This window comes from Endozoicomonas arenosclerae, from assembly GCF_001562015.1.
GTDB lineage: Bacteria > Pseudomonadota > Gammaproteobacteria > Pseudomonadales > Endozoicomonadaceae > Endozoicomonas_A > Endozoicomonas_A arenosclerae.
In genome coordinates this window covers 1-22,982 of sequence record NZ_LASA01000084.1, presented here as the reverse complement: position 1 = coordinate 22,982, position 22,982 = coordinate 1, and the positions used below count along the sequence as shown (strand labels likewise).

Genomic DNA, 22,982 nt, shown 5'->3' with positions numbered 1-22,982 from the left:
TTGGGCGGTGGAGAATAATCTGCACTGGATTTTGGACGTTGCATTTTCAGAGGACGCATGTCAGATAAGCACAGGAAATGGGGCTGAAAATTTCTCCATTCTGAGACGGCTTGCGCTGAACGCTATCAAAGCCAATAAGGGAAGTCGCAGTATCAAGAGTCACCGGAAGCTAGCAGGGTGGGACCATAAGCACCTGAAAAAGCTGCTTTGCTCAGTCGTTCTGAATTGATGCAATTGCCCTGCGGTAATAAAGAAGACTGGGTTTTCGTACCTACCAAATCCAAAGGCAGTGATGTTTACAACGGCCATAAATTTAAGCTGCAGAAAAACAACATGAAACAGAAGCCCAAGTGGGACCCCGAAGGCTTTGGTCATCAGGGTATGGTTTACACCTTCACCATGGTGGAACACGACGACAAACTGTTCCTGGGTAGCTGGAACTCCACAGCCGGTCTGTTCGATATCTTTGAGAATCTGGACTTCAACACGAACAGCCACAACACCATGTATCTGAACGACAGAATTGTGACCATTGACCCTAACGGTAAGGAGAAGATGACCCAGAACAACCCATCTTACTTCCTGTATCAGAGCATTATCGACGATGCCAAATAAACCGACTGCCACTTAATGTTGTTGATTGAAACCGCCTGAGTCATCAGGCGGTTTTTTTAAATGTAAATAATCTTCGATCAAGGCTGATTACAGTATTTTTCAAACGCTTCCGCCGTATTATCAAAACCCTTCTCAAACCCGTTCGGGCTGAGCCTGTCGAAGCCCAATGCCACGACCCTTCGACAAGCTCAGGGTGAACGGAATCCCTATGTAAACCGGGAAGTTATTTCGAGACAAATCCTAAGGAGTCTTAATCAAAAGAGACGCCTGAATCATGGCAGAGATTGACTTGAAGATAGCAGCAGAAGGAAAAGGAATGAGTTGACCATAACGGCCAACTCATTAATATCATTACTCTTCTCTTTGCAGTTGTTTACTTCGGGCCAGCGTCATCTGATCCAGATAAGCCAGTATTTCCTGAGTATTGGACCTTAGGTCATTTATTCTTTCGCGATATACGTCAATGACTAACTTCTGAACGTTGGCATTGTCAGGATCGGCCATCCAGGCCCAGTCCGCCAAGTGACTGGCAAGCACAATGTCAGTGTTGATCAGTGCATTACCTCTCTCAACCAAAGCATCAATACCTCCGGCCAGGTTGACAATCTCGGCGCTTTGACTGGACTGGGAAGCCGGTGTCCAGTTGGATGGAATGTCATCCCACCAGCCGGTGTACTGTTTCAGCAGCATTTTCGAGATATCTTTCGGACTTACGTATTTAATCGCCAAAGTCGGGTGGCTGGATAAGGCTTCAGGCAATTCAATGCTGTCCACAATCAGATCCTTGCGAACCCCTTTATTCAAACCCTCCAGAGTCTGCTCAGTAATACTTTCAAAGGCTTCAGCCAGAACCGTAAAGTTCTCCTTAATCTGGGCTTTATTCACGATGGGAGCACCATGAGCAGGTAGCAGGAATTCAGGATCCAAACCGGCCATTTCTCTCATGGCAAAAGCCCATTCTTCCACATAGCGTTGAGCCCGTTTGCCATTTCCGACATTCGGCAGGAACCCCTGATAATAGTCCGCACTGGCCAGAGCTTTGCGACCTGGCACCCAGACATACAGCTGATCATCGGTCTCGCCCTTGCGATGCTGCAGAACAAACTGCTCTCCACCTACTTCAATCTCCAGACGATCCCTGAACGTTTTGGTAGGCCAGACGATGTCTTCTTTCTTCTTGGGCATTTCATCGTAGGGTTGGCTCATATATTTTGAGAAAGAACCGGGAAGCTTCAGATAACGCTCAAAACGGGGAATGATATTTTCCTGAGCGATCACCTGGGCATTGGGACTATCTTCTACCAGAGGACGCGTACCATAGGCATGATCAACATGCCCGTGAGTCAGAATGATGGTATGAATCGGTTTATCACTGACGCTGCGAATCACTTTCAGGATGGCAGGACCCGCTGGCGCCATACCGGTATCCACCACGACAAGACCTTCATCAGTTTCAAACAATGCAGCATTCACAAGCGGCATGCGAATCAGCCACATTCTGTCGCCTACGGGCTCAATGGTGGTCATATCGATAGCGTCATCAATCGCTGGCTGGAAATCTTCACCAAACATGTGCTGAGCAACGTTTCTGGAGAAAGATCCACCAAACCCGCCTCCCTCCATAACCCTTTTGATCAGCTCAGGGTTTTCTATCAGCAACTGGGTTCGAACGTCACCGTCAGCGGCTTTTTCTGCCACGGTGGTCAGCACACTTTTCTTTGCGCTATCGGCTACCTGGCTCACTGATTTGGCAGCATCCGTTTCGGACAGCAGCATGCCTGCTCCTGTGAACACTACAGCTGTAGCTGCGTAGCCCAGCAGAGACTTGAACTTGGCCATATCACTTAACTCTCGGTTAATTCCTGAATACGCGTTAACCAGTTCACAACAATGAGAGACTCACTGATGACAGCGGAACCTTCGGGGGTTTGATGGATTCGTTTGAGTTGAACATAAACGGACAGATCAGCCATGGTCAGATGATCCGTTGTCAGAAATAACTGGTTTCCCAGCATCGATTCCAGGGCACCGATATGAATCCTCAGATCATTCTGAACTTGTTCGGTGGTTTTTCTGCCGGTTCCCTGGCGTCCCAGAATCCCTTTTACACCGAAAATAACCAGTGGACCCACCAGCCAATGCAACCAGGCCGGATCATGAGCCAGAAGCAAAGGCAGCATTTTTCTGCTGTTGGCTTTGATGGCAAAACGAAAATACATCTCCATGAAGTACAGGCTTTCATCCGCCCAGTCTTCGAGAAGATGAACCTGAGCAGAACGCTCTGCACAATCAGGATACACAGACTTTTCAGGACATCTCAGCTCTATATAACGACAGATATCAGTGGAATCCGAAATAGTTTGCTCGCCATCAATCAGGACCGGAACTTTACCAGCCGGGTTCAGACGACGAATACGAGTTATAGCTGAAGCACCGTACTCAACGGTTTCATAGGGAAGGTTTTTATACTGCAATAGAAGGCGAATTTTCTCGCAAAAAGGAGAATCTTCCATCTGGTGTAGGTGCATCATGATCTATGGCTCAATGTATTTATAATTATGTTTACAGCCATTTTTCTCTCTCCTGAGAAAGAGAAGCGGGTAGCATCCACTACCCGCTCTACTGGATCAGCCCTGGAACATACTCAGGAAGCCCAGTACGGATGGGATCGCTAAACGACCACCGTCCAATTCAATATCCGCCTTGGCAAGCGCACCAGGCAGGCTGCGATCACCCGCCATGATATCCAGCCATACTTCCGAAGTAGTCGTCATGCTGTTATCAGGGTCAGCGATGGCATTGTCCTTGATAATCGCAACACCTCTACGGACATGAATGGTGTAGGACTCATCAGTATCGGTGAAGTTGATCACCATGGTTTCGTCGGTTTCCAGACTCTTCTCAGGGTTCAGATTGACGGCCAGCGACTCAATAAACCCACGAACCGGCATCGCTTTGATGAGCTTGTTGGCCGATTTCTCCATCTGCTCAACAGGCATCTCGACGCCCCTCAGCTCAGCGGCTTCGGTCAGGTAGATATCCCGCGCATTGGAGTTGTGCATGGCATAACCCAGCTGGGTTGCAGATTCTGCACGCAGTTCTTTAACAACTTTGTCGTCAGGTTTCAAACGCAGCAGGTGATCTGTCAGCTTCAACACCCAGTTGTAGTCCTTCTTGTCAAAGGCTTCCTGAGCCTTTGCCAGCAGAGCGTCTTCACCTCCGGCCAGATCAGCCATTTGCTGCGCCGTTTTATCGGGTGAGGCAGGCAGAAGGGTCGATACATTGGAGTCATACCAGCCCAGATAGCCAGAGAAAATATTACGTACCGCCCACTCGACCTTTCCATAGTATTCAAACAGATAAGGGTGGTTGGCCAGATGCTCTGGCAGTTTTACCTGTTCTACGAGCTCGTCAGGCGTCAGACCTTTATTGATCAGACGAATCGTCTGGTCATGAACAAACTGGATACCATCACGGTAAGCCGTCAGAATTTCCTTAACATTCTCTTTGCCTTCTACGGGCAGGGTATGACTGGGGGCCAGATACTCAGGTTCAAACTCCAGCATGGTATCTACTGATTGATACCATTTTTTGATATCGCGATAGCTGGTTCCACGCAGGGTATAAAGGTTAGGGAATGACTTGTAAACGTTATCCCCGGGCATGATCACTTTCTGTTCTGGCAGCCAGACAATAATCTGGTCATTGGTTTCACCGGCAACATGCACCAGTTCCAGATCGACACCGGCAATTTTGAGAACAGCCTTATCTGAGAAAGTATGGGTCGGTGGAATAACGTCAGCGTGGTTACCCGGCTCGATGGTTTCCATCTGGGTAGCCAGACCATAATGAACAAAACCCTTGTCGCCTTTCTCCAGAAGCGCACCGATCATACGGTTACTTCGGGCACCGATAGCAGGAGCCAGAACGTTTACAACCCGGTTGATGTAATGCTGGGTCGTATCATGAGCCCAGATCTGGATATCTTCCGGATTCTCTTCACCTTCCACAAAACCCGGGCCACCAAATACGTGGTCACCATGGTTATGGGTGTAGACAATCGCTTTGATAGGCTTTTCGGTGATTTCACGGAAAGCCGCTTTTACTCGACGGGCAGACTCAACAGAAGCCATAGCATCAACAATAATGATGCCATCATCCCCTTCCACCATGATGGAATTGGCGCCACCAAAACCTACCGCCTGATAAACGCCATCGGTAACCTCAAACACCTTCTCCTGCATTTCCGGCAACACCGCTTTCATGGCGGGATGCACCGTTTCAGTCGAGGAGGCTTCAGTGGATGACGCTGCAGCAGTACTTGCAGTCTCAGAAGAATCATCACAGCCTGCCAACAGGCCTGTTGCTAATAGTGTAGGGATGAGATAACGACGCATGAACTAACCCTGTAATACTTATTATTGTGAACAGCTTTCATCCAGTAGAAGATGAAAATCCGTGCAGTAGAAGATGAAAATCCCTGCCTTTAGATCTTAGCTGTCTAATTAAACCAGTCACCTTAACTCTTGTGATGAAGGATGCCACGACATCGTCCTCGCAACATAGTCCGTTTGTTCGATTAAGTCATTCAACTTAACTATAATTTCCAGTTTTTAAACTGAATGATCATCGCCAAGCAGGAACTCCCCTTTTTGAGAAGCTCCCAAACTTGCATTCCCTTAATAAAAAATCCACTTGGCGATGTAATCCTGGGTATCACAGTCACCGCAGCTTTTAAAGCAATTCATCGTTCTGGTATAGCTTGAAAAAACTTCAGTCACATTGTTTCTGACACCCGCCAGTGTCTGTGTTTTGAAATATTGGAAATGATCACAAAAACTCATGTTGCGGGTATTCTGAACTGGCGAACTGGCCACAACCTTACCATCAAGGCCTATGGCTATCATCTGATCGTCCAGAGGCCCTGTTGGACCCAGGCCATCCAGGCTTTGTACATAACCAAACACCGTTTCAATAAAAGACACCCCGGTAGCACTGGTGATCTGTATCTCTGGTGCCGGTTTAGCCGGGTAAAAATGATCCTCTGATGCAACGCCCTCCTGATGCGCAAATGTATAGGTCAACATTTGTGTATCATCCTTAAGGTCATCGCTGAATTGACGAGTGGCATACCAGGTATCAAAAAACACCGCAGTTCCCTCTTTATCTGTATAACCACCGGTCTCATAGGGCGGCAAAAACGCAGGAAAACTGTCCACGTGAGATTTATTTAGTACGACTCCACCTGTTTTCAGATTAATCAAAGCTCCGTGGGCGACATTGTTGTAGCACTCGGTCAACTGCGCAAAACCCTTGATTACCTTCAGTGAGTATATGGATACAAATCCAATCGTTCCTAGGTTTTTCTGCCAGCTGATTTCCCAGGTTTCCGGATCAATGCCCATTAAAAACGGAATATAGCCTGCCGCCACCGCAGTAAGGACAAACTGTTGATTCTCTGTATCATAATCCAGCTCGACACCATCAAACACTGATACAGAAGAGACACTGTCATCCTCTTTCAAGAAGCCGTAGCAGGTCTTGAGTGCTTGTAGCATAACTCCTTGGGGAAACCGTCCTTTCTCCAAGTAGCTTTTACCCAAATGATAAACAGGATCTTGCGCTGTTGGCTTCACCATGGATGCTCGAGAGACCAATAAGTCCTGTTTCAACGCCCTGAGTTTCAATGCCGGCTTTACCTGACGACTCACCGCTGAAGAAGGCATTTTGAGGGTTTCACACTTCATCCACTGTGTATCAGAATTTATGGTACAAAATACCGAGGCTCCTATCTTGTCATCATGGGTCAGTACATTAAGAAACAAACCACCGATGCCCTTTTCTGTAGTGGCAACATTGGTAGGCAAGGCTGGCCCATCAAACATAGGCCCATCAAACATATCCGTAGTTGTGAAGGACCTTACCGTTGGTTGAATCCCTTCTTCTTTGAGATCCAGCACATACACCTCAGGGGTCACCAGGTCACAGTCAGAGTCAGAGTCTATTGGAAACTCAAGGCCTGTGACCCAGAGGCGATTGTTACTGCTGTCGTACCAGAGGTGGGCACCTATATCCCACTTCTTGTTCGCCCTGCCAATGGGTATGCGCAAGAACTCCTGCGCTTGATTGTCCTTCCTGTACAGAACCAACTGCCGTTTGTTGCTGGCACATTGATCATTCTTATCCGGTGCAATATCATCTATTACGTCAACCAGATAGTCCCTGGTTATTAGCTTTGCACTCTTACCTGAAACAACAAAATCAGTTTTGAATTGATGGGCTTCGCCCTGTCTCGTGGGAGCCGTGTTGCCTGATTCAGAAAAAACAGAAAACAACAAAGCTAAGGCAGCACCGAAAAAAACCTGTCTCATAACTATTTCCCTCTGAGGGCATGAAGCAAGTTTAGTAGTGAATACATACCTTGTTTTATCTTTTCTAAACAGCCATGAGCAAAGAAAAATATTTTGCGTCACCCTCGAGCATGAACAATCGACCTAGCAAAAGATTTTTCATGGTAAAACAAGGTATAGTCCTGAAATAACCTCCTTGTTGAAACCCACTCAAAATCCGCTCGGGCTGAGCCCTCGAAGCCCAATACCCCCGCTTCGTCAAGCCAAGGGCCAACGGAACCCATGTGTTAATAGGGACATTACCCAGAGACAAATCCTTATTTTTCCAGGGACTCATACCGATAACACCTATGAACACTAACTTGTTACGAATAGATAATGGATAATCTACCTCCAGAATCGGTGCCAGCAGTGCCAGGCAAGAGACCTTCTACTACTGGGCAAGCGGAAGTGGATCGCCCTGAAAAAAGAAGTAAACAGAGCTATTCCCAACTAACGGGAACAACTTCTATCTCTCACAGAAGCAGTACTGTTTCTACAGGCCACCCCTTAGTGAGTGAAACCCGGGGTCAGGCAGAGGCTGATATTTCAGTGCTCTCGAAAGAAGACCTGAGAACCTGGCTAGTGAGGTACTTTTCAATCCACTCTCCAGTTCAGGTAAACCATTTACTGACAGCTTTGAGCTTTGAAAGGTGTCATGAACAGCAAATTTTCAGATTGCTCGAACTGGCAGAATTAATGACTGAGCTACAACTACTTTCAGAAGAACAAACTCGAATGTTCTTCCCACAATCCCTATTAAGGAAGTCCTTAAAAAACTATTTTTCTCTGGATACGCCTGATATCCCTCTTTTACTGGGGCAACTCAATCAATCTATCTTTCGACCACCCGGCACACCCCATCGCCGCCCCTGGCAATTAAGGCACATTCTGGAGGCTTCTCCGATGCTCAGGTCCTCATTATCTGGCTGGGATGGCTCTGAAGGAACTGAGATCATTGAGCAGGCACTCAGGGATGATGAGCGCTATTCCCAATGGTTAAAGCTATTATCCATGTGCTCCGAACGAGCATGCCTTTATTATATTCAGCTGAGACTTTTACAGGGAGGCACTCTTAAGTCACTCCAGAGAGAGATCATTGCAGCTAAACTGATCACACCCACCACTCTCAACATACACTCCCTTCCGTCTTTACTGGCAGGGCTCTTGTACTACCTTCCTGAAGAGGAATCTCTGCAAAAAACACTACTGGCCAGCGCTGAACCAGAATGGCTTGCAAGGCTGCTGGAGTCCGATGACTGTGAGCAAATTATACAGAGATACATTATCGCCAGGATAGAAAGCGGTATATCAGTGGGTACTGTTCTCTGGAAAATGAGCACACTGCTTCCCGCTATGGAAAACTCACCTGGCTGGCTTGACTTCTTTTTAACGGTCATGAGATCTCAAGCTCAAGTCTGGGCCAGCAACAAGGATTGGGACAATCTGGCTGCAGAATATTTACAAGACCATTCCCCAGAGAAACTGGAAAGCATGAGAACAGAGCTTCTGCTATCCATGCTTTTGGCAGATGAAACTCAAAGACCAGACGCCACTTTCCGATATATTTCCACACTGTTCAAACGTTATAAAAACCTGGGATTGATTCTGGGCTATTTAAACATGGACAAAGTTCCGTCACCTCAGGGTGACCCCTGGACTGAGGAGCAACTGAGACAAATACTGTATTCGGAGAGTGCTCAAAGATCAAACACTGTCAGTAGCACAACCAGTGATGCTGAATTCCCGGCTCTGTTGGAAACCACTCTGCCACCCCCGGACTTTGAAACCCCTGAGATGTTTGAGCCGGGTTCGGAAGAGCCTATGGAGGTCGAAGCAAACATCGATACTCTGGAGGCTGGCATAACGGAAGAAGAAACCAGAACACAGGAGGACGAACCAGCCGCACAGCCTGAAACCCCTCCCCCTGCTACACCGGGCACCATTTGCACAGCCCCTGACCCGGAAAAAAGCATAGCCATCATCAGGGGCGAGATCCCCTATTCCCGAAACCACCCATTCTATGTCCCGGACAATGCTAACCCGCCACCAGAGCTTGCTCCCTGGTTACCACTCAGTCGCGAAGAGATGAAGCAAGCATTCACAATGACCAACAATGATGAAGAGAAAGATCGAATCATTGCCAGTTTAATCTGGAATGAAATGTCAAAGCCAAACTTTCAAACAAGCAGCAGGTTTGCAAAAATCAATGATTATTTAAAAACCAAATGGAAGCTCAAAGTCTCAGGCAAATACGGAACCGTGCAGAAACTTTTTTATCTGATAGAGCCATACATTGCTCCACATATGGACAGAAGCCAATATCTGAAATTGCTGCCGTACAAAGTAGTGGCAGAGAAAGGCAAGGATCGGGAATTTCTGGAAGAGTACATTCTCAACTACCGGGCATCTGGAACAAAAACCCGAACGCTGCTGGAAGTTCTTGATAAGTCGGGATTAAAGCCTGACCCGAAGATCAGGAGATGGACCGCTGAACATGTCCACCTCCATGCCCCAAAACTCAAAGAAGCTTATTTCACAATGCTGCCTCAGGAATTAAAACGCCTGGAGACATTGTCCGCAATATCTTTTCAGGGAAGCGAAGGTGGGCATACGGCATCTACCTTTCTGACCGATATGGCCAGAGAAGGGCATGAAGGCGCATTGAGAGCCTATGCCAGGGCCGTATTAAAGCGTCAGAGCTCTCATAATGTCAGGGATGCCACTACTTTGTTGAAAAGGACATTACCGGGAGCACTCGTAGGTAACAAGGACTTTACTACCGCGACTCTGACTGATTTGCTGGATGGGTACATTGATGAAACGGACCTGGCCGAACTTGAAGAAGTTTCTGGCGCTTATTTGCAGATTCTCTGTATTCTGGGCTACGAAGAAGCCTTATACGAATTGTACAGACGCAAGTTGCTGGTAGAAAAAACGGATCTGCTAACGCTGGAAAATATATTAAGTGGAGCCAACATTCAATGTATTTATAGTGATGAAGGCTGGACAGCCAAGGCTCAAGCTCTGGCATTAAAGCAGCTGTTTCCAAACCTGGAGGAAATCAAAACAGAGTTGTTTCCAAAATCCTTGTATACCGTTTATCAAAGTATCGATGAAGGCAAACTGACTCACTCCAAAGGATTATGGGAGCTTATTGTTAGAGCCCATCTGGGTGAAAAAGGTGCTTTGGAAGCTTATCTGGCGAAATGTAAAGAGCGTGACCCTCTCACCAAAAATATGGCACAGCGCCTGAAATCACAGGGTTTCATACCACCTCATGGTGACAGGTACTGGTCAAAGGATCTTGTCGATCGTCTCTTTCAGGAAGCTAAACCACCTTTGCCCCCAGAAGATTCTACAACGACCGCTTCATAATCTCACAACATAACCCGGCCCATTAACCCAGTCATAATCAGTTGTGAATATAGTTATAGAGGTTGAAGGGTTGTCCGTATGCATTCTGCATACGGACGAATCAAAGGCTTAAGTACCGTAAACCTTCTGGGCAGGAACAGACTCTTCAATCAGGGAAGCCACAGCATCACCAATTTCAGCAGGCTCCCAGCGATTGCCCTTGTCCTTCAGAGGACCCTGGCGCCAGCCATCAGCCATGGAAATCTTGCCACCTTCCACTTCAAACAGTCGGCCGGTCACATTTTTAGACTCTTCAGAGCCCAGCCATACCACCAGAGGTGCAACGTTTTCAGGCGCGTAGAAGTCGAAACCGTCTTCAGGCTTCTTCATCATGTCAGCAAACACGTCTTCGGTCATACCTGTTCGGGCAGCCGGTGCCAGACCGTTTGCAGTGATACCATAACGGGCCAGTTCAGCCGCCTGAACCAGAGTCAGGGAAGCGATACCACCTTTGGCAGCTGCATAGTTTGACTGACCAATGGAACCCTGCAGACCGGCACCGGAACTGGTATTAATAATACGTGCACTGACTTCTTTACCGCCCTTGGACTGTTCACGCCAGTACTTCACAGCATTGCTGGAAATACAGAAGTGACCTTTCAAGTGGACATTCATTACAGCATCCCAGTCGGATTCAGACAGGCTGGCAAACATTCTGTCGCGGCATACACCGGCATTGTTCACTACTACATGCAAATCACCAAAACTGTCAATCGCCTGCTTGACGATCTGGGCAGACTCTTCGTAGTCCGTGATATCGTTGGTGTTAGCTACCGCCTGACCACCAGCCGCAACAATTTCAGCCACTACATCACTGGCTGCTTTTTCATTGATGTCATTGACGATGACTTTCGCGCCTTCAGCGGCAAACATCTGCGCATAGGCTTTACCCAGGCCACCACCGGCACCGGTGATGATGACGACTCGATTTTCACAGAGGCGATCTTGTACGAGGCCTTTGTTAGAAAGTGCCATTTTATTCTCCCAGTCTTTCAATAATCGTTACGTTGGCCTGACCACCGCCTTCACACATGGTCTGCAGACCATAACGACCCCCGGTGCGCTCCAGCTCATGCAACAGGGTTGTCATCAGCTTGGTACCTGTAGCGCCCAATGGGTGACCCAGGGCAATGGCACCACCATTGACGTTAGTCTTTTCATGGGGATAGCCGGTCTCTTTCAACCAGGCCATCACCACGGAAGCAAAGGCTTCGTTGATTTCTACCCGATCAATTTCATCCAGTGTCATCCCTGCTTTTTTAAGCGCGTATTCCGTTGCACTGATTGGCGCGGTCAGCATCCAAATAGGATCTTCAGCGCGGACACTGATGTGATGAATGCGGGCACGAGGTTTGAGGTTGTACTTCTTCAACGCAGCCTCGGAAACCACCAGCACAGCTGACGCGGCATCACAGGTTTGACTGGAAACCGCTGCGGTGACTTTGTCACAACCAAACAGATAATCCAGTTCCGCCATTTTTTCCAGAGAAGATTCTCTTGGCGTCTCATCCACTTCAACACCGTTGAGAGGAATAATCTCTTTGTTAAAACGACCTTCCTTGATAGCGGCAATAGCACGGCGATGAGATTCCAGTGAATACTCTTCCAGTTCCTTACGCGACAAATCCCACTTATCAGCGATCATCTGGGCGGACTTGAACTGTGTAGGTGGCTCTTCACCGTAACGCTCAACCCAGCCTTTGGAACCGGTGAACGGATCTTTGAAACCCAGGGGTTCAGCGGCCATCATGGCAGAAGAGATAGGAATCTGAGTCATGGTCTGGACACCACCAGCGACCACAACATCCATGGTGCCACTCATAACTGCCTGAGCAGCAAAGTGAACGGCCTGCTGGGATGAACCACACTGACGATCGACCGTCGTGCCCGGCACTTCCTGGGACAGACCTGCAGTCAGCCAGCAGGTACGAGCAATATCACCGGCCAGTGGGCCAATGGTATCCACACAGCCAAAGACTACGTCATCGTATTCGTTATCAGGAATACCATTGCGCTCAACAATGGCTTTCAATACATGGGCACCCAGATCAGCACCATGGACATCGGCCAGACCGCCTTTACGGCGACCGGTTGGAGTACGAATGGCATCAACTATATAAGCTTCTGGCATTGTTATTATTCCTTTCTAAACCGAACCCGAAAGTCCATTCAAATGAATAAAATGGAGCTGGGTACGCTTCAGGTTAAATATCTTCAGTCTCCATGCATGAGCATGGAGACGAGATTAAAACCCCAGTTTTGCCACATGCAGGTTGCTAACAAGTGGAACAGAATCCAGCCCGTTGTTACTACCTACCTTATGACGAATCTTTCTGCTGTCAGTTTCTACAACTCTCGCACCACCAGCCTTTAAAGCCTGCTGCAGTTCTGACTGTGAAATCTTGGGGTTTATGTTCGAACTGTATACATGAATATTGACAGCAGATTGTATACCGAAGTATTTGCATGCTTCGATAAGAGCCTGTGTTGTTTGTTCATACAAAGACATGTTCAATTTAACCAGCAGAGACATGTTACCTTCATGCTGTCCTTCAGCATTCAAGTTCTTGATATAAATATTACCAAGTATATCTTTGGGCTTGACCTGATAGAATTGAGTGGCAATTTTAACGGCGTCAACAATATTTGTGGTATTCGTCCCATCAACACCAAAAACCCATATTTCATTATCGATTAAGGCTGCTTCCCTTATCGATGTTCTCAGACGAGGGTAAAACGGTGACACGTTTACTGCATACTTTGCCTTCCAAGCTGAGAGTGAATCATATGCAGTTCTTAAAACATACTGGCGCTTTTGATGACCATTCAAAACTAAAGTTGCGTCTGTTTTGAATTTACTCTTCTGGCTTCCTTCCGCTAGAGTCATCGCCCCCTTAGTCATCTTTACTCAACCTCCAGATACATACCAGAAGCAAATACACCCGTTACTACCTCATTCGCTTCTTTGGATTTTTCATAGGACTCTACCGTTTCATATAGCTCATCATCTTCCGAATCCCAGGTTTTATGGTCATAGCTAACAACTGCCAGAATCGAATCTATTTCAACGTACTTGTCATTTAATGCTGTTCTTAGAAGGCTTACAGCTTCCTCCACAGACTCAGCTGGCACAATTGACCGCCCAAAATACCACTGACTTCCATCCTGCTCATAGGAACTGGCAGGTTGGATTTTGGCTTTTGTATCAATGACCCAAAATGTAAGCATTGACTATACCTCTAGCGTTTTTCTTGCAGCTCAAGCGTATCAAAAATCCTGGTTTACAGCCTAAAGCATACCCATCAAGCAGTACCAACTTGCGGGGCACGCTTTAGGCAACAAAGCTGTTACCGGCTCCCAGCAGAGCACCTTCTGCCAGAATACTGTCTTTGACCCGCTTCTTGTGGAAGCCCTGACTGCCGTAACTGGCATCCAGCGCCCAGGCGCGCTTCATGAAAATATGCAGGTCCACTTCCCAGGTGTACCCCATGGCACCGTGTACCTGGATACCGTTTTTGGCACCCAGCAAAGCTGCTTCGGAAGTGGCCAGTCTGGCATGGGAAACACTGCGTGCGGCCGTAGAAAGACCTTCAGAAACATCGTAAGCCGCACGATAAAGAGGCGCTTTGGCGAACTCGATCTTCACCGCAACATTGGCCATGTGGTGTTTAACGGCCTGGAAAGAGCCGACCGGTTTGCCAAACTGTTTACGCTCATAGGTGTAATCGACAGAAAGGTCGACGATTCTGCGGGCCAGTCCCAACTGTTGAGCGGCAACCGCCAGGGCGCCACGATTCAGTGTGTCTTCCCAAAGTTTTTTGCCTTCTTCTTCGCCAGCAACCAGGGTTTCAGCAGAAGGGTTCCAGCTGACCTTGTAAAGCTTACGACTTGGGTCAACAGATTCATTCAGAGTCAGCTCAACCTGCTCGGAAGGCACAGCATGAACTTCATTGCCATTAGGCAACAGCAGCAAATCGGCAACATGAGCATCGGCTACCAAGAGATTGCTCGGGTGAGCCACCGCTACATTAGCTTTGCCTTCAGCAACCCGTGGCAGCCAGCTTTCTTTGAAATGATGTTGCGCACTGCTCAGAGCATTGATCAGCGGCACCGCTACCAAAACATTATCTACCAGAGGTTCAGGCAGAGCTACGTAACCACACTCTTCCGCCAGCAGAACAAAGTCCAGCTCTGTCATGCCCAGACCACCGAACGCTTCCGGCACGGTCATGGCGGTTAAACCCAGCTCTGCCAGTTGATCCCGGAGTTCGCTGGAACGTCCGGATTCTGTCGTCCACTGTTCACGAATACGCTCAGGCGTGACTTCGTTGGTAAGAAAACTTTTTACACTGTCATGGAAGACCAGCTGATCTTCGTTAAAGGTAAAATCCATGATAAATCCTAATCGCTATTTTTTCTTGACCGGTTTAAGTTGCCCCGGCTCCTCTGAAGTTGGCAAAGTAGAGCCGGGGTCATTCCGGGCAGCCTGTCATGCGAACAGCATCTTGCTCCATTCACTCACTGTGATCAAAATTTTTCTCTGAATCCTTCAGCGATTTTTTCCAGTTTTGCCATTAGACTGGAATCATGATCAGTACCTTCAATATCATTGGGTTCTCTTTGATTCCAATGCTTGATCACCGTGATCAAAAGATAGGTATTTCTATCATAAAATCCAGGACAGTAGACAAGAACATGACCTGACTTTCTGCTGAACTGAACCAGCCTTACAGGAAAACTCTCACCATTTCTCTTGATGTGTATATGCTGAAGCTCAAGATAAGATCGGTTATGTGTACGATCATAAGGAGCATCCCGGCCAAAGGTTGATGGAAGGATGCCTTTTTCCTTATAAAGCCTGAAATCATCCAGCAAGTCATCTGCTGCTGATTTTCCTATTGTATTGATGATCAATTTGCTTAAGAACAATCTTACTTTGGCCATGACAGCTTTATTCTTTTTTAGTCATTTTCTTCGTAGCTTTTACCAGCCTGTTGAGCTGATAACCAAAGGGATTAAACTTCGATCTAGCCTGAGTTTCAGAATGATGGCTATTTTTACTGTCTTCTACAATTTCAAATAACTGACCATCGCTATTTATGTATTGTTTTCGCATTCGATAAATTCTCCCAAGTTGTCATCATTTTTATTTTTCAGCTCTTCAGTCATCTTCTCTACCATTTCATCAGATAAACTGAATTTTCCTGGAATGCTTTTTAGATCCGTTGTGCCTCTCTGCGCGTATTCACAAAAGTTAATCATTTCTTCAAACAGCTCAGCAGGTACAGCGTAGAACTGAATTTCATTATTGGAAGAAACGGCTACAGCATCCCCCTGAGCTTCTTTAATAACGGCCTTTGGGTTAGCTTTAAATTTACTGATTGATGTGGTGTACCCACACATAACTTTTTGTAACATGACAACCCTCACCGATATTTATTTAGAGCTAAAATTAGCTCTAAATAAAAACAGAATCAAGACCTATATCATATAATTACACGAAGAAATTCCCTGAATTCATTCTTCTCTTGCTCTGTAAGAGGGTCCATACAAAACTCCCTTTATCTGGTATATGAATATTTGATTAGATTTTCAAAATATTCACTTACGTAACCTTTGGATGTAATTTCCACAACAAAATCCAGAGTATCTGACAAAATGTAGATTTGTTGTCCTTCACCATGGTCAAAAGAATATATTTCAAGGCTTTCGTCCGAGGCCGCCATGCGATTCACCTTACTGTCAAGTCCTTCTAAAAACCCTTTTTCCTCTACTGTTTCCGGGTTATTTAAGGCGCTTTTAAAAAAGTTGTAAGGTGTTTTTTTTGATCCAATAAACTCCATTTCTTCTTTGTCTATCCAGCGATAAACGACACTACTACCAGCCTTGGATACAATGACTGAAGACTTAATCAGCCAAACTTTGTCGTAACCAATGGGTGCAGGCAATGACACTCGGCTATTGATTATCAGCTCTTGAACTCCACCTTCTGCATTGTTAGAAGTATTAGTACGTATGGGTTCAACTGTTTGGCAGCCAGACAAAATCAGTGCCATTGCCAGCAGAATATATAGGCTTCTTGTAATACTCATATCCATACCTCCTGAGCGTAAAGGCTAACTAATCTTTCTAACAAAACAACCGTGAGCCTGAAAAACTATGCCCTGGGCATGCCCAGCATACGCTCGGCGATAATGTTGCGTTGAATTTCGTTGGTCCCTGCATAGATGGGACCGGCCTGGGAGAACAGGAAACCATCCAGCCATTTGCCCACTTCACCCGCCTGAGGCGCATGGGGCCAGAGTTCGGCACGGGCATTGAGAATGCTCATGGCGGTTTCGTGCATTTTCTGATCCAGCTCGGACCAGAAGATTTTGTTAGTAGACGACTCAGGACCAATCTTTCCGCCCTTCACCAGTCGGGAGGCTGTCATGTAAGTTGTCTGGGTATAGGCTTCAGCGTCCAGATAAGCTTTGATCACCGCATCGCCAATAACTGGATCACTCTCGTTATAGGGAACAGCAGCTTCTTCCTGATTGGCTTTATAAAGCTCTACCAGACGACGGGCGGTTTCCTGGAAACGGGCTGGAGAACGCAACATCAGACCCCGCTCAAAACCAGCGGTAGACATAGCCACATGCCAGCCCATACCTTCGCCGCCCAATACGTTTTCAACTGGAACCTTGACGTTATCGAAGAAGATTTCAGCGAAACCTGGCAGGCCATCCAACTGTTCGATAGGTCTTACAGTCACACCTTCTGCATCCAGAGGTACCAGAATGAAAGTCAGACCCTTGTGACGACTGGACTCAGGATCGGTACGGAAGATACCAAAGGTCCAGTCAGCCCATACGGCACGGGTAGACCAGGTCTTCTGACCGTTAATTACGTAGTGGTCGCCTACTCTCTCAGCCTTGGAGCGAATAGCAGCCATATCCGAACCGGCACCGGGCTCAGACCAGCCCTGGGCCCAGACTTCTTCGCCGGTGGCCATCATAGGCAGGAAACGTGCTTTCTGCTCTTCGGTTCCGTACTCCATCAGGGTAGGCCCAAGCAGGAAGATACCATTCTGGTTAACACGAGCCGGTGCATTGGCACGGTAATATTCTTCTTCAAAGATCAGCCACTCGATCAGGTCGCAGCCACGGCCACCGAGTTCTTCCGGCCAGGTCACCATTCCCCAGCGACCGTCGTTCAGTTTGGCTTCCCACTCGCGGTGCTGACGAAAACCTTCTGCCGTATCAAATGACTTGAGCGTTTCGGATGGGACATTGGCTTGCAGCCAGCTGCGTACCTCTTCACGAAAGGCTTTCTGGCTGTCGGTATAATTTAAATCCATGTAATTCTCCTGCCTTAGCCCTGCTCTTTATGGGTCGCGAAGGTAGCATCACGTTTTTCCACAAAGGAATCACGGGCTTCCTGGGAATCCGGGGAGGTATAAGCCTCCAGGGTAAAGCCCTGTTCCGAGCGATACTTGTTTTCCAGGTTGCCATCTTCAATGCCGGTGAGGGCTTCTTTGGCAATCCTGATCATGCGAGGGCTCTTCTCGGCGATCCTGGCTGCAATCTCTCTGGCTGTGATGCGAAGCTCATCCCTTGGCACCACTCTTTCCACGGCACCCAGGCGATAAGCTTCCTGAGCATCAATCATGTCGCCGGTGAAATACATGTAGCGTACTTTCTGAACCGGGAACATGCGCTGCAGGTGAGCACCGCCACCCATGGCACCACGATCCACTTCAGGCACACCAAAACGTGCACACTCAGAAGCCACAATAATGTCTGCCGCACCGGAAATACCGATACCGCCACCCAGTACAAAACCATGCACCGCAACAATCACCGGCTTGGGATTCAGATGGATGGCTTTAAAGGTGTCGTAGTTGCCTTTGTTGACTTTTACAATCAGGTTGTCGTCTTCTGCCAGTTCCTTGATATCGACGCCGGCACAGAAGCCACGGCCTTCTGCCGCAACAATGATGACTCGAACGTCGTCGTTCTCGCCCAGTGATTCAATTTCTGCGGCTATGTCGGCCCAGCCTTTGCTGCTGAATGCATTGACAGGAGGGTGGTCAAATACCAGCTCAGCGATACCGCCTTCGATGGTCACTTTGTAGGGTTTTGTCATTATTCTAATTACCTTGAAAAATCTTGTATCGCCCAGATGTTTCCCGATTTATGGCTCTCGATGAGCTAAAGGCTCTCAGGATACAAGTTGACTCAATTTACTCAAACGTTCGTCGGCTTCCTGGACTATTTCCTGGATGAGCTCTTCACAACTGACCAGACTGTTGATCACACCGGCCACCTGACCGGCTGGCAGAACCCCTTCAGCGGGCTTGCCATCCACCATGGCTTTTTGAATCACCATAGGAGCATTCGCCGACATGATGCTTTGAGCCGCTGTAAGATCACCGGAACCGCGCATCTGAACAGCACTCTTCAACAGCTGAAAAACACTCACACCGGTGTATTTGCGATAAGCCAGACCACTGGTCAGAGCCATAATCAAACGTTTGGTACCACCTGCTTTCTCAAGCTTGCCCAGGAGTTCGTTGGTGATCATTCGCTGGGGCATACCATCAATCGCTTTACTGATGATGACGTTGGCAGGGTTAGTGGTATTGACGTAACGGTCCAGAGTTTTATGAGGGACCGGGCTGTCGCTGGTCATCAGAAAACGTGTTCCCATGGCGATGCCTTCAGCACCAAAAGCCATGGCAGATACCAGTCCACGACCGTCTTTAAAACCACCGGCAGCCACAACAGGAACATCCAGAGCATCGACAACCTGAGGCAAAAGAATGGAAGTCGGTACAGAACCGGTATGTCCGCCCCCTTCTCCGCCCTGAACTGTCACTGCATCAGCACCCATCTCTACCGCTTTGATGGCATGTTTGAGAGCACCCACAGTAGGCATACAAACGACACCCGCATCTTTTAGCTGGGCCACCATTTTCTTACCTGGAGAGCGGCTGTAACTGACAGCCCTGACGCCATGGCGAACCACCATGTCGACAATATCTCCAGCATTGGGCTGGTACATGTGGAAGTTGACACCAAAAGGCTTGTCGGTGAGCTTTTTGGTTTCAAGAATGGCCTGTTCCATCTCTTCAGGTGGAATGGTGGCTCCTGCCAGGAAGCCAAAGCCTCCAGCGTTGCAGGTGGCTGCTACCAGTTTTGGATCAGCTACCCAGCCCATGGCGGTCTGGATAATCGGGTATTCACAACCCAGCAGGTCGGTCAGACGGGTCTTTAATTTTGACATCTCAGGCCTCCGTCTTCTCTTTGTCTTTCTCCTGCTTTCTTTGGGAAGCCGCCATGGCTTTACCATCAAAGCCGGCCAGACGGTCACCGGACACCATCTCATTGTGGGTGTGGGCAAAATGGTGCAGTCCGAATGCCATATCCATGGTGGTGCGCTTGCCCATCAGGTCTTCAGCATTATTAATAACCTGTTTGGTCAGCTGCAGGCCCAGACGTGGCATCTTGGCGATGCGGTTGGCAACATCCAGAGTTTCTTCTTCCAGAGTTTCGCGGGTAACAATCTTGTTCAGCATACCCATCTGGTAAGCACGGTCGGCAGGCATTCGCTCACCCAGGAACAGGAACTCTTTGGCAATGCGTGGGTTCAACTCATGAACATGAGCAAAGTATTCCACACCGGGAATACCCATGCGGACAACAGGATCAGCATAGAAAGAATCATCAGTCGCAATGATCATGTCACAAACCCATGCCAGCATCAGACCACCGGCAACACAGGCGCCCTGCACCATGGCAATGGTCGGCTTGGGAATGTCTCTCCAGCGACGGCACATGCCCAGGTAAACTTCCTGCTCACGGGCGTAAAGGAATTCGCCGCCCGGCTTGTTCACATGGTCATACCAGAGATGCTTGCGATCGAAGGTTTTATCCACATCGCGGCCAGGAGTGCCGATGTCATGACCGGCAGAAAAGTGTTTGCCTTTACCGGCCAGAACGATGACCTTGACGTTGTCGTCATCCACAGCCTGCTTGAACGCCGCGTCCAGAGCGTAAGTCATAGCTGAGTTCTGAGCATTGTTGTACTCAGGGCGGTTCATGGTAACGATGGCTACCTGATCACGTACTTCGTAGAGAACAACGCCTTCACCTTCGCTGAGGGCTTTATCTCCACTCTCGTTAGTCTTTTCTGTCATCGTCTGGATCTCCCGGAAATGACCTTTCTATCTGCTAGGCTGGTACTGCTCTAGTGAAAGGTCATACCGCCTGATTGTTGTTATGAATCGCTACTCTGAGTGTTCACTCGGGCCTGAAATCACAAGATTCAGCTGAAATGAATGCCACAGTCATGAGCGATTGAAACAGGATTGAAAAATTCCTTGAACAGTGACCGATTAAACCGGTTGGGGGAAGAGGCATCATCGTCCATCAAGACTAACGGACTCGGGGGGCTAAGCGTTACATGCAGGAAAGTCAGATGACTTAAAAATAAAGAAAAGAGGCCGGTGACAAACAATCACCGGCCAGGGAGGATAAGGTCAAACAGTAGCAGGAGAAAGCTCTTCCGTTTCTTCCCACTCGTCCGCCTTGTTGATCATTTTCCTGATCAGCAGGGAAGCCGCCAGAGCTACACCGACCATTACAACAGCGGCCACGGTGAGCATCATGAAATAGTCACCGTAGACATTCTGTACAAATGACTGGGTGATCTCCTGCCCTTTTTCCATGGCGATGGAACCGGAAATCACGGCACCCACAATACCACTGAGGGCAATGGCAACGGAGTACAGGGAAACAGAGAAACCTTCAATTTCCTTAGGTGTTACAGAAATAATAAAGGCCACCACCAGAGAGCCCACAATCACTTCTGAAAATGCCTGGAAGCCGTGAATCACCAGGAAGACGTTAGGTGAAATGCTGACATCGGCACCAACAGTTCTAACAGCGTGAGTCAGAATTCCGAAAGCCACTGCCGTCATGATAAAGGCAAAAGAGATTTTAGTAGCGGTAGAGAACTGGATGCCACGCTTTTCAAGATTGGCAAACAACAGGGTGATAAGCGGCCCCATAGCAATACACCACAGAGGGTTAAGAGCCATGGCAGCTTCAGGCGCCAGAGGTATAAAGCCCAGCAAATCCCCTTTCAAAGTATTAATGGCGACAATGTTCATAGACGTCATCATCTGCCCATAGTAAACAAAGAAGGCTGTGGTCAGGACAGCGGTCATTACCAGAATCGCGCCCATTCTCATGCCGTCGGACCGGCCACTCTTGAAAATCAGGGAAACGTAGTAGAGCAGAGCTGCACCACCAATGGCATAAACGATGTACTGGCCAGTATCCATGTCAGAGAACATGAAGAACACCATGCCCAGCATTGCCGCAGACAGTCCCAGGAAGATCGCCATATTTTTTACACTGACGGGCTCCTTATCAATATCTTCACCCACACTCACCAGAGGCTTGTGGAAGATAAACAGAGCCGCTACGGCCAGTCCCGCCATGACAGCAGACAAGGTAAAGCCACCGGAAAAACCTACCGTCAGGATAAAGATGGGGTACAGGTATTGCCCCAGCAGTGCACCGACATTATTCACGGAATAGTTAATGGGGTAGCAGTTTTCAAAGTCCTCATGGGATTTGAAAGTACGCTTGTAAAGGCTTGGGTAGGAAGGTGACATCAAACCACGAGCATAACTGGCCAGAGCAATACCCAGAAGGCTGAGAGGGACATTAAGAGTCGATGATCCCAGTACCAGCAAAGCATAACCTGCAGCAAAGCAGATATAAGCAATGGTCAGAGCACGTTTAGAGCCCAGAAACTTGTCGCAGATAATCCCGCCAGCGATAGCGAAAAGAGGACCAATAGAAGAAAAGGCCCCGACTACCATCATGGTATCGGCTTCGCTGTAGTTCAGCTCTTCAAGAAAGAAACGGGTCAGGATGACCATGACGCCATAAAAAGATAAGCCAAACATCATTTGGCAAAACATCATGGACTTGTTGAGTTTATTCCACATACGACTTCCAGAACTCGAAATAGCCGACGTATTGTTCAGATATTCACCAAACAAAACATTGACTCAGAGCACGGATTTTTTGATTCAGTGGAATCATGGAAGAGCCTTCTACTCGCCTTGTAAGCACTTCTTTGTATGCGTCACTGGATTAATACATACGACTACGGCAAAGTAGTGCTTAATTCAGCAATAAGTCGTCACTCTTGGAATGTGAGGGCGGTAGTGTGGATAAAACCGGAAGTCATGACCGTAAAAAAATTTACAGGAAGCTGTCACTGCAAAAGCATCAAATTCTACTTTATTTCTGATTTATCTAGCAGCCTGTCGGACTTGAACCCATAAACGCAGTTCAAGTAATTTCAGACTCTGACTATTCCGGAGAGAACTTATAAAACCCTCTCCGGCGCATTACATTTTCAACTTGTCCTTATGATTTTTCTCACTCTTGGCCTCAGATCAGCCCAATAGTGCCACAGATAAGTCGCCAACAAGACCAGTTCCAACCACTGCTCTTCATTCACTTGTTTCAGGCTGAACATCCGCCTCAAGTTATACGC

20 protein-coding genes are annotated in these 22,982 nt (G+C 47.8%); 3 read left to right on the top strand and 17 right to left on the bottom strand.

The window, feature by feature from the left end; translation table 11 throughout:
* Together WG89_RS32910 and WG89_RS12730 are read left to right on the top strand one after the other, a co-directional pair.
* On the top strand, window positions 1–229 hold a 229-nt coding region (locus WG89_RS32910), incomplete at its 5' end, for a transposase (RefSeq protein WP_414630392.1).
* Entirely contained in the window at window positions 208–615 is a 408-nt protein-coding gene (locus WG89_RS12730) for a hypothetical protein (protein ID WP_153301575.1), read from the top strand. The genes WG89_RS32910 and WG89_RS12730, both read left to right, overlap by 22 nt.
* A gap of 351 nt (window positions 616–966) precedes the next feature.
* On the opposite strand, the gene WG89_RS12725 is transcribed toward WG89_RS12730, so the two are convergent.
* The 4 genes from WG89_RS12725 to WG89_RS12710 form a co-directional block, all read right to left on the bottom strand.
* Window positions 967–2,454 (bottom strand): MBL fold metallo-hydrolase, encoded by a 1,488-nt coding sequence (locus tag WG89_RS12725; protein ID WP_062266605.1) that lies wholly within the window; start codon window positions 2,452–2,454, stop codon window positions 967–969.
* Window positions 2,455–2,459: 5 nt separating this feature from the next.
* A complete protein-coding gene (locus WG89_RS12720; RefSeq protein ID WP_079253816.1) occupies window positions 2,460–3,146 on the bottom strand; it encodes a glutathione S-transferase family protein in 687 nt (228 codons plus the stop codon).
* Between the two features lie 96 nt (window positions 3,147–3,242).
* Window positions 3,243–5,012 carry an alkyl sulfatase dimerization domain-containing protein gene (locus WG89_RS12715; RefSeq protein ID WP_062266600.1) on the bottom strand — a complete coding sequence of 590 codons (1,770 nt, stop codon included), beginning with the start codon at window positions 5,010–5,012 and terminating at the stop codon, window positions 3,243–3,245.
* Window positions 5,013–5,294: 282 nt separating this feature from the next.
* Window positions 5,295–6,986: a hypothetical protein gene (locus tag WG89_RS12710; RefSeq protein ID WP_062266597.1), complete on the bottom strand. Its 1,692-nt coding sequence runs from the start codon at window positions 6,984–6,986 to the stop codon at window positions 5,295–5,297.
* Window positions 6,987–7,343: 357 nt separating this feature from the next.
* Between WG89_RS12710 and WG89_RS12700 the strand changes: the two genes are divergently transcribed.
* A complete protein-coding gene (locus WG89_RS12700) occupies window positions 7,344–10,382 on the top strand; it encodes a hypothetical protein (protein WP_153301574.1) in 3,039 nt (1,012 codons plus the stop codon).
* A 108-nt stretch (window positions 10,383–10,490) separates the two neighbouring features.
* On the opposite strand, the gene WG89_RS12695 is transcribed toward WG89_RS12700, so the two are convergent.
* The 13 genes from WG89_RS12695 to WG89_RS12635 all read right to left on the bottom strand — a co-directional run bounded on the left by WG89_RS12695 (window position 10,491) and on the right by WG89_RS12635 (window position 22,425).
* Window positions 10,491–11,396: an SDR family oxidoreductase gene (locus WG89_RS12695; protein WP_062266589.1), complete on the bottom strand. Its 906-nt coding sequence runs from the start codon at window positions 11,394–11,396 to the stop codon at window positions 10,491–10,493.
* A 1-nt stretch (window position 11,397) separates the two neighbouring features.
* Window positions 11,398–12,552 carry an acetyl-CoA C-acetyltransferase gene (locus WG89_RS12690; RefSeq protein WP_062266586.1) on the bottom strand — a complete coding sequence of 385 codons (1,155 nt, stop codon included), beginning with the start codon at window positions 12,550–12,552 and terminating at the stop codon, window positions 11,398–11,400.
* A gap of 114 nt (window positions 12,553–12,666) precedes the next feature.
* Window positions 12,667–13,323 (bottom strand): hypothetical protein, encoded by a 657-nt coding sequence (locus WG89_RS12685; protein ID WP_062266583.1) that lies wholly within the window; start codon window positions 13,321–13,323, stop codon window positions 12,667–12,669.
* A 2-nt stretch (window positions 13,324–13,325) separates the two neighbouring features.
* Complete coding sequence (locus WG89_RS12680; RefSeq protein WP_062266580.1) at window positions 13,326–13,649, bottom strand: hypothetical protein; 324 nt, start codon at window positions 13,647–13,649, stop codon at window positions 13,326–13,328.
* Between the two features lie 103 nt (window positions 13,650–13,752).
* Complete coding sequence (locus WG89_RS12675; RefSeq protein ID WP_062266577.1) at window positions 13,753–14,814, bottom strand: acyl-CoA dehydrogenase family protein; 1,062 nt, start codon at window positions 14,812–14,814, stop codon at window positions 13,753–13,755.
* Between the two features lie 134 nt (window positions 14,815–14,948).
* Window positions 14,949–15,365, bottom strand: a complete 417-nt coding sequence (locus tag WG89_RS12670; RefSeq protein WP_062266574.1) for a type II toxin-antitoxin system YafO family toxin — start codon at window positions 15,363–15,365, stop codon at window positions 14,949–14,951.
* A gap of 153 nt (window positions 15,366–15,518) precedes the next feature.
* Window positions 15,519–15,839: an antitoxin of toxin-antitoxin stability system gene (locus tag WG89_RS12665; protein ID WP_062266571.1), complete on the bottom strand. Its 321-nt coding sequence runs from the start codon at window positions 15,837–15,839 to the stop codon at window positions 15,519–15,521.
* A 143-nt stretch (window positions 15,840–15,982) separates the two neighbouring features.
* Window positions 15,983–16,513 (bottom strand): hypothetical protein, encoded by a 531-nt coding sequence (locus WG89_RS12660; RefSeq protein ID WP_062266569.1) that lies wholly within the window; start codon window positions 16,511–16,513, stop codon window positions 15,983–15,985.
* Window positions 16,514–16,578: 65 nt separating this feature from the next.
* On the bottom strand, window positions 16,579–17,760 hold the full coding sequence (locus WG89_RS12655; protein ID WP_062266566.1) for an acyl-CoA dehydrogenase family protein: 1,182 nt from the start codon (window positions 17,758–17,760) through the stop codon (window positions 16,579–16,581).
* Between the two features lie 14 nt (window positions 17,761–17,774).
* Complete coding sequence (locus tag WG89_RS12650; RefSeq protein WP_062266562.1) at window positions 17,775–18,548, bottom strand: enoyl-CoA hydratase family protein; 774 nt, start codon at window positions 18,546–18,548, stop codon at window positions 17,775–17,777.
* Between the two features lie 75 nt (window positions 18,549–18,623).
* Window positions 18,624–19,688: an NAD(P)H-dependent flavin oxidoreductase gene (locus WG89_RS12645; RefSeq protein ID WP_062266559.1), complete on the bottom strand. Its 1,065-nt coding sequence runs from the start codon at window positions 19,686–19,688 to the stop codon at window positions 18,624–18,626.
* A gap of 1 nt (window position 19,689) precedes the next feature.
* Window positions 19,690–20,601, bottom strand: a complete 912-nt coding sequence (locus WG89_RS12640; RefSeq protein WP_062266556.1) for an enoyl-CoA hydratase — start codon at window positions 20,599–20,601, stop codon at window positions 19,690–19,692.
* A gap of 342 nt (window positions 20,602–20,943) precedes the next feature.
* Window positions 20,944–22,425 carry a peptide MFS transporter gene (locus WG89_RS12635; RefSeq protein WP_062266553.1) on the bottom strand — a complete coding sequence of 494 codons (1,482 nt, stop codon included), beginning with the start codon at window positions 22,423–22,425 and terminating at the stop codon, window positions 20,944–20,946.
* Window positions 22,426–22,982: the final 557 nt, after the last annotated feature.

Coding starts and splice junctions, on each gene's coding strand:
- WG89_RS12655 (WP_062266566.1), bottom strand. CDS start 17,760: ATGGATTTAAATTATACCGACAGCCAGAAAGCCTTTCGTGAAGAGGTA.
- WG89_RS12640 (WP_062266556.1), bottom strand. CDS start 20,601: ATGACAGAAAAGACTAACGAGAGTGGAGATAAAGCCCTCAGCGAAGGT.
- WG89_RS12700 (WP_153301574.1), top strand. CDS start 7,344: ATGGATAATCTACCTCCAGAATCGGTGCCAGCAGTGCCAGGCAAGAGA.
- WG89_RS12725 (WP_062266605.1), bottom strand. CDS start 2,454: ATGGCCAAGTTCAAGTCTCTGCTGGGCTACGCAGCTACAGCTGTAGTG.
- WG89_RS12680 (WP_062266580.1), bottom strand. CDS start 13,649: ATGCTTACATTTTGGGTCATTGATACAAAAGCCAAAATCCAACCTGCC.
- WG89_RS12645 (WP_062266559.1), bottom strand. CDS start 19,688: ATGTCAAAATTAAAGACCCGTCTGACCGACCTGCTGGGTTGTGAATAC.
- WG89_RS12695 (WP_062266589.1), bottom strand. CDS start 11,396: ATGGCACTTTCTAACAAAGGCCTCGTACAAGATCGCCTCTGTGAAAAT.
- WG89_RS12690 (WP_062266586.1), bottom strand. CDS start 12,552: ATGCCAGAAGCTTATATAGTTGATGCCATTCGTACTCCAACCGGTCGC.
- WG89_RS12720 (WP_079253816.1), bottom strand. CDS start 3,146: ATGATGCACCTACACCAGATGGAAGATTCTCCTTTTTGCGAGAAAATT.
- WG89_RS12635 (WP_062266553.1), bottom strand. CDS start 22,425: ATGTGGAATAAACTCAACAAGTCCATGATGTTTTGCCAAATGATGTTT.
- WG89_RS12710 (WP_062266597.1), bottom strand. CDS start 6,986: ATGAGACAGGTTTTTTTCGGTGCTGCCTTAGCTTTGTTGTTTTCTGTT.
- WG89_RS12670 (WP_062266574.1), bottom strand. CDS start 15,365: ATGGCCAAAGTAAGATTGTTCTTAAGCAAATTGATCATCAATACAATA.
- WG89_RS12665 (WP_062266571.1), bottom strand. CDS start 15,839: ATGTTACAAAAAGTTATGTGTGGGTACACCACATCAATCAGTAAATTT.
- WG89_RS12675 (WP_062266577.1), bottom strand. CDS start 14,814: ATGGATTTTACCTTTAACGAAGATCAGCTGGTCTTCCATGACAGTGTA.
- WG89_RS12715 (WP_062266600.1), bottom strand. CDS start 5,012: ATGCGTCGTTATCTCATCCCTACACTATTAGCAACAGGCCTGTTGGCA.
- WG89_RS12660 (WP_062266569.1), bottom strand. CDS start 16,513: ATGAGTATTACAAGAAGCCTATATATTCTGCTGGCAATGGCACTGATT.
- WG89_RS12650 (WP_062266562.1), bottom strand. CDS start 18,548: ATGACAAAACCCTACAAAGTGACCATCGAAGGCGGTATCGCTGAGCTG.
- WG89_RS12685 (WP_062266583.1), bottom strand. CDS start 13,323: ATGACTAAGGGGGCGATGACTCTAGCGGAAGGAAGCCAGAAGAGTAAA.